Source organism: Ornithinimicrobium sp. (assembly GCF_030537745.1).
Classification (GTDB): domain Bacteria; phylum Actinomycetota; class Actinomycetes; order Actinomycetales; family Dermatophilaceae; genus Ornithinicoccus.
The window spans coordinates 1-5,662 of the sequence record NZ_JAUNVI010000040.1 but is presented as its reverse complement, the minus strand read 5'-3'; the positions used below and the strand labels follow the sequence as shown (position 1 = coordinate 5,662).

The window sequence follows — 5,662 nt, the reverse complement described above, 5'->3', positions numbered from 1 at the left end:
AACCCCTTGATATAAATTATGCAGCCGATAAGGTCGTCACATGCCGTCTCAAGGTCGAGGTGGCTACCTACCGTGGAGGAAATCATGACGACCGGACCTCAGGACCACAACTTCGGCACCGGCCCCGCGCCGGGCCACCCGGAGCCGAATCCGAGCGGCGCCCAGGATTACGCATATCCCCAACAGCCCCAGGGAGACCTTGCGCCGGAAAGTGGCGGTCAGCAGCCTCGCCCCGCGGGCATGAGCCAGACCGGCCCTGGTTCCGGCCGCCCGGGTGAGCTCGTCACGCGGTTCCTCGCGAGGATGGTGGACGGGATCATCGTGGCTGTTCCCATTGCCATTGTGGTGGTTTTTCTGCAAATCCTCGGCCGCGCGATGGGCTCCATCGGTGAATGGCTGTTCGGCATACTGGCCGCGGCCGTCTACGTGGTCGCCGTGATGGGCTACTTCTCCTGGATGGAGGCGAATAAGGGTCAGACGTTGGGCAAACTGGTCCTCAAACTGCGCACCGAGGGGCCGAACGGTGGAAACCCGACGATGCAGGAGGCCTTCAAGCGCAACGCCTTCAACCTCATCACCTTGGCTGGATATTTCGTCGGTGCGGTCGTCAGCATCGGGATTCTATGGATCCTGGGATCGATCATCCAGTTCCTGGCGGGGCTCGCGGGGCTCGCCGTGGTGATCATGATCGCGATCAGCATCAACTCCAGCCCCACCAAGCAGGGCTTGCACGACAAGTTCGCGGGCGGCACCAGGGTCGTCACCACCGAATAGTTCAGGCGCAGCTCCCAACGACCTCAGTGGCTGTCACGACGCTTCCACAGTGAACACGCGACATTGGGGGATCCCTATGCCGAGTGGAATCGAGCGCCGAGTATTATAGACCTCCCGGGCCATTCGCGGGGGGAAGCCGATCGACGGCGTCACTGACACCAGGAGGCTCACCATGAAGGCACTCGTCTACCACGGTCCCGGCAACAAGGCGTGGGAAGAGGTACCGGACCCACAGATCATCGACGCCACGGACGTCATCGTCCAGGTCGACATGACCACCATCTGCGGCACCGACCTCCACATCCTCAAGGGCGACGTCCCTGCGGTGACTGAGGGCCGCATCCTCGGTCACGAGGGAGTGGGCACCATCACCGAGGTCGGGTCGGCCGTGAGTCGTCTCTCCGTCGGAGACCGCGTCATCATCTCCTGTGTCTCTTCCTGCGGATCCTGTTCGTACTGTCAGCAGCGACTCCCCTCCCACTGTCTGGCCGCCGAGGGCGCCGAGGGAGTCGGGTGGATCTTCGGGCACCTGATCGACGGCACCCAGGCGGAGTATGTGCGTGTCCCGTTCGCCGAGAACTCGCTGCACAAGCTCCCAGAGGGAGTGAGCGACGAGGCGGGCATCATGCTTTCCGACATCCTGCCCACCGGATTCGAGATTGGCGTGCGCAACGGGCGAGTCAAGCCTGGCGACGTCGTCGCCGTCATCGGCGCTGGTCCGGTGGGTCTGTCGGCGATGATGACGGCCGGCCTCTACGGAGCCTCGCGGGTCATTGCCATCGACCTGGATGAGAATCGCCTGGAGCAGGCCAAGCGATTCGGTGCCACCGATGCTGTGAACAACGGCGAGGCCGACTGGAAAGACCAGGTCATGGCGATGACCGACGGTCTGGGCGTGGACACCTCGATGGAGGCGGTCGGCATCCCGGCGACCTTCACCGCTGCTGTCGACATCATCCGTCCCGGCGGGACGGTGGCGAACCTCGGCGTGCATGGCACTTCGGTCGACCTGCCCCTCCAGGACCTGTGGATCAAGGACATCGCCATCACCACTGGTCTGGTCTCGGCAACGACCACGCCGATGCTCCTCAAGCTCGTCGCCCAGGGCAAGCTCAAGCCCGAGCAGTTCGTTACCCACCGCTTCAAGCTTGACGACTTCATGGACGCCTACGACACGTTCGAGCGTGCCGCGGAGACCAAGGCGATGAAACTCGCCATCAGCCGCTGAGTTTGGCGCGCAGAGCCTGCGACAGAGTCCCCATTGTCACGTGTGGACTTTGTCGCAGGCCCCCCGCGCGGGGGGCCGTAGGGTGACGCGCGAGGACAGGAGGTGGCAGTGCCGTCGCCAAAGGTGATCTTCCAACCGCCGTCCGGCGTGAGTTCGCAGGTGCCAGGAGCCGATCGCGAGGCGCTCGCGTTGGGACACATCCGCGTCGCCCGGATACGCACGCCACCGCGGATGCCAAGTTGGGCGTTGAAGGTCGTCATGGCCCTCACCGGTGCGCTCTTCGCGCTGTTCGTGTTCGTGCACATGATCGGCAACCTCAAGGTGTTCACTGGCGCCGCCCACTTCAACGAGTACGCGCATTGGCTGCGAACGGTGCTGCAGCCCTTCCTGCCCTATGAGGGCTTGTTATGGATGCTCCGGATCGTGCTGTTCGGGTGCCTCGTGGCCCATGTGGGGGCCGCTGGCGCGCTCTGGGTCCGGGGTCGGGCCTCCCGTGGCCCGCACCGGCGCAAAGGCATGCGGCTGGGATCCTTCTCAGCGCGCACGATGCTCCTCACCGGGATCATGCTGCTCGTCTTCATCGTCATCCACGTCCTCGACCTCACAACTGGCACCGCACTCGTCGCCGTGGAGTCTTTTCGCCCCGCAGGGCCGCAGGAAGCCCACGCCTACGAAAACCTCATCGCCAGTTTGCAGCGACCGCTCGCGGCCGGTTTTTACATGCTCGCGATGCTCGCCCTGTTCTTGCATCTGGCGCACGGGTTGTGGACAGTGGTGAGCGATCTCGGAGCCACCGGCCGACGCCTGCGAGCAGTGGCCTACGTCGCCGCGGGAGGGGTGGCGCTCACGGTGACACTGGGCAACATCATCATTCCCGTGGCTGTGCTGATGGGGGTGCTGAAGTGAACATCCCTGCGGGATGGGCGCCGCCGCCGACGGCGGTCGCCGGCGCGCAGGTTGGCGGAGTGCTCGACCCTGCCGTTCCAGGCGGGCCGCTGGCGAGCGCCTGGCGCCGACGCAAACTCGAGTACCAGCTCGTCAACCCCGCAAACCGGCGCAAGCTGAAGGTCATCGTCGTCGGCACGGGGCTGGCTGGTGCCGGTGTGGGAGCGGCACTGGGGGAACTTGGATACGAGGTGGAGTGCTTCACCTACCACGACGCACCCCGTCGCGCGCACTCGGTCGCCGCGCAGGGCGGAGTCAACGCCGCGCGCGAGGGAGCGCTTGACAATGACTCTCTCGAGCGCTTCGTCATCGACACGGTCAGAGGTGGCGACTTCCGCGGGCGTGAGGCCGATGCGTTCCGGCTGGGCGAGGAGTCGATGCGCGTGATCGACCATCTCAACGCCATCGGTGCACCGTTCGCCAGAGAGTATGGCGGCAGTTTGGCCACCCGCTCTTTCGGCGGCGTACGGGTCTCCCGCACTTTCTACGCACGTGGCCAGACCGGCCAGCAGATGCAAATCGCCAGCGCTCAGGCACTCTTGCGCCAAGTCGCAGCCGGGACGGTCACCCTGCGCACGCGCCACGAGATGCTCGATCTCGTCATGGACGGAGAGCGGGCCGGTGGCGTAGTCATGCGCAACCTCATCTCCGGAGAGATCACCGCGCATACCGCCCACGCGGTCGTGCTGTGCACGGGAGGCTACGGCAACATCTTTTACCACTCCACGCTGGCCAAGAACTCGAACGCGTCGGCGGTTTGGCGCGCTGCCCAGCACGGCGCGCACATCGCCTCGCCCTCCTTCATCCAATTCCACCCCACTGCGCTGCCTATCAGTTCTCGGTGGCAGTCGAAGACGATCCTGATGAGCGAGTCGCTTCGTAACGACGGGCGCATCTGGGTGCCTGCCACGTCGGGTGACGTGCGGGCTGCCAACGACATCCCGGAGGAGGAGCGCGACTATTACCTTGAGCGCAAGTACCCAGCCTTCGGCAACCTCACGCCCCGCGATGTCGCCTCCCGCGCCGCGACGGAGCAGATCCGCTCAGGTCACGGCGTCGGCCCGTTGCACAACAGCGTCTACCTCGACTTCCACGATGCCATCGCCCGGCTCGGCAAAGCCACGATCGCCGAGCGCTACGGAAACCTCTTCGATATGTACGAGCGCGCGACGACCGAAGACCCCTACACGGTGCCGATGCGTATCGCGCCGGGCGCCCACTTCACCATGGGCGGCCTGTGGAGCGACTACAACATGATGACGTCGCTGCCCGGACTGTTTGTCGGCGGAGAATGCGGATGGGGCTACCACGGAGCTAACCGCCTCGGCGCGAACTCCCTGCTCTCGGCATGCGTGGACGGCTGGTTCACGCTGCCCTACGCGGTGGCGGACTATGTTGCGCCGCTGCTGGGGACTAGCCCGCTCGACCCCGACTCAGCACCGGTCCTCGAAGCTCTCGACCGCACCCGTAATCAGGTCAAGGCCTTGCTGGGGGTCGGCGGCAGGCACGGCCCGGCCTACTTTCATCGCCTCCTCGGGGAGATCCTCTACGACGGCTGCGGAGTCATCCGCACCCGCGAGACGCTGCAGACAGCGATCACCGCGATTCACGCGCTGCGCGAGAGGTTCTGGACCGAACTCCGGGTGGTGGGCACCAGCGATCGACTCAACCAGGAGCTGGAGCACGCAGGGCGGGTCGCGGACTACCTGGAGCTCGCCGAACTCATGTGCGTCGATGCCCTGGACCGCGAAGAGTCCTGCGGAGCGCACTTCCGCAGCGAGCACCAGGTCGAGGGTGAGGCGGCCCGTGACGACAAGCAGTGGGCGTTCGCCTCGGCCTGGCAGGTGACTGCCGGCCAGTTGGTGCGGCACCACGAGCCGTTCACCTTCGAGGCTGTGCCCCTTGAGACAAGGGATTACACGTGAAACTCATTCTCGACGTCTGGCGCCAAGAGAATCCCTTGGGTCCTGGGCACTATGAGACCCATACAGTCGATGACGCGGCCCCCGAGATGTCTATCCTCGAACTGCTTGACCGCCTCAATGATCAGCTTGTCGAGGAGGGCCGGGACCCGGTGGCGTTCGAGTCCGACTGCCGCGAAGGCATTTGCGGCGCGTGCGGGATCACCGTCGACGGCCAGCCGCACGGTCCTCAGCGGAACACTCCCTCGTGCCACCAACGCCTGTCGGGCTACGAGGACGGCCGACGCATCCGCCTCGAACCCCTGCGCTCTGCCACCTACCCGGTGATCCGAGACCTCGTCGTCGACCGCTCCGCATTGGACCGGGTTATCACCGCCGGCGGGTATGTGGGCGTCCCCGGCGGCGCGGCACTGCCCGCCGGCGCGCTGCCGGTCAGCCACGAGCAGGCTGAGAGGGCGCTCGACATGGCCGCGTGCATCGGCTGCGGCGCATGCGTCGCAGCGTGCCCGAACGGCTCCGCCCACCTCTTCGTCGGCGCCAAACTCGCCCACCTTTCCCTGCTGCCTACCGGCACGCTCGCGCGTGGCCACCGTGCTCGGGCCATGATCGGCGAGATGGAGCAAGACTTTGGCCCATGCTCGCTCTACGGTGAGTGTGCCCAGGTGTGCCCCGCCAACATCCCGCTCACCGCTATCGCAGCGGTCAACAAGGAGGCCCTACGCAGCCTCCTTCGGCGCAAGGACAACTAAGCGGCGCGGTTCCTCAAACGCGAGGAAATCGCTCAGATCACCGA

At 65.5% G+C, this 5,662-nt stretch carries 5 protein-coding genes; all 5 read left to right on the top strand.

Going from position 1 to position 5,662, the window contains the following annotated elements:
• Positions 1-72: 72 nt before the first annotated feature.
• The 5 genes from Q4P07_RS09585 to Q4P07_RS09565 all read left to right on the top strand — a co-directional run bounded on the left by Q4P07_RS09585 (position 73) and on the right by Q4P07_RS09565 (position 5,618).
• Positions 73-774 (top strand): RDD family protein, encoded by a 702-nt coding sequence (locus tag Q4P07_RS09585; protein ID WP_303374691.1) that lies wholly within the window; start codon positions 73-75, stop codon positions 772-774.
• A gap of 172 nt (positions 775-946) precedes the next feature.
• Entirely contained in the window at positions 947-2,002 is a 1,056-nt protein-coding gene (locus Q4P07_RS09580; protein WP_303374690.1) for a zinc-dependent alcohol dehydrogenase family protein, read from the top strand.
• Between the two features lie 108 nt (positions 2,003-2,110).
• Positions 2,111-2,908 (top strand): succinate dehydrogenase cytochrome b subunit, encoded by a 798-nt coding sequence (locus Q4P07_RS09575; protein WP_303374689.1) that lies wholly within the window; start codon positions 2,111-2,113, stop codon positions 2,906-2,908.
• Positions 2,905-4,872, top strand: coding sequence for a fumarate reductase/succinate dehydrogenase flavoprotein subunit (locus tag Q4P07_RS09570; protein ID WP_303374688.1), 1,968 nt, complete (start codon positions 2,905-2,907; stop codon positions 4,870-4,872). The genes Q4P07_RS09575 and Q4P07_RS09570 overlap by 4 nt, the downstream gene beginning before the upstream one ends.
• The gene (locus Q4P07_RS09565) at positions 4,869-5,618 is read left to right on the top strand and encodes a succinate dehydrogenase/fumarate reductase iron-sulfur subunit (protein ID WP_303374687.1); all 750 of its coding nucleotides are present in this window, start codon (positions 4,869-4,871) and stop codon (positions 5,616-5,618) included. Before Q4P07_RS09570 ends, Q4P07_RS09565 begins: the two co-directional genes overlap by 4 nt.
• Positions 5,619-5,662 lie beyond the last annotated feature (44 nt).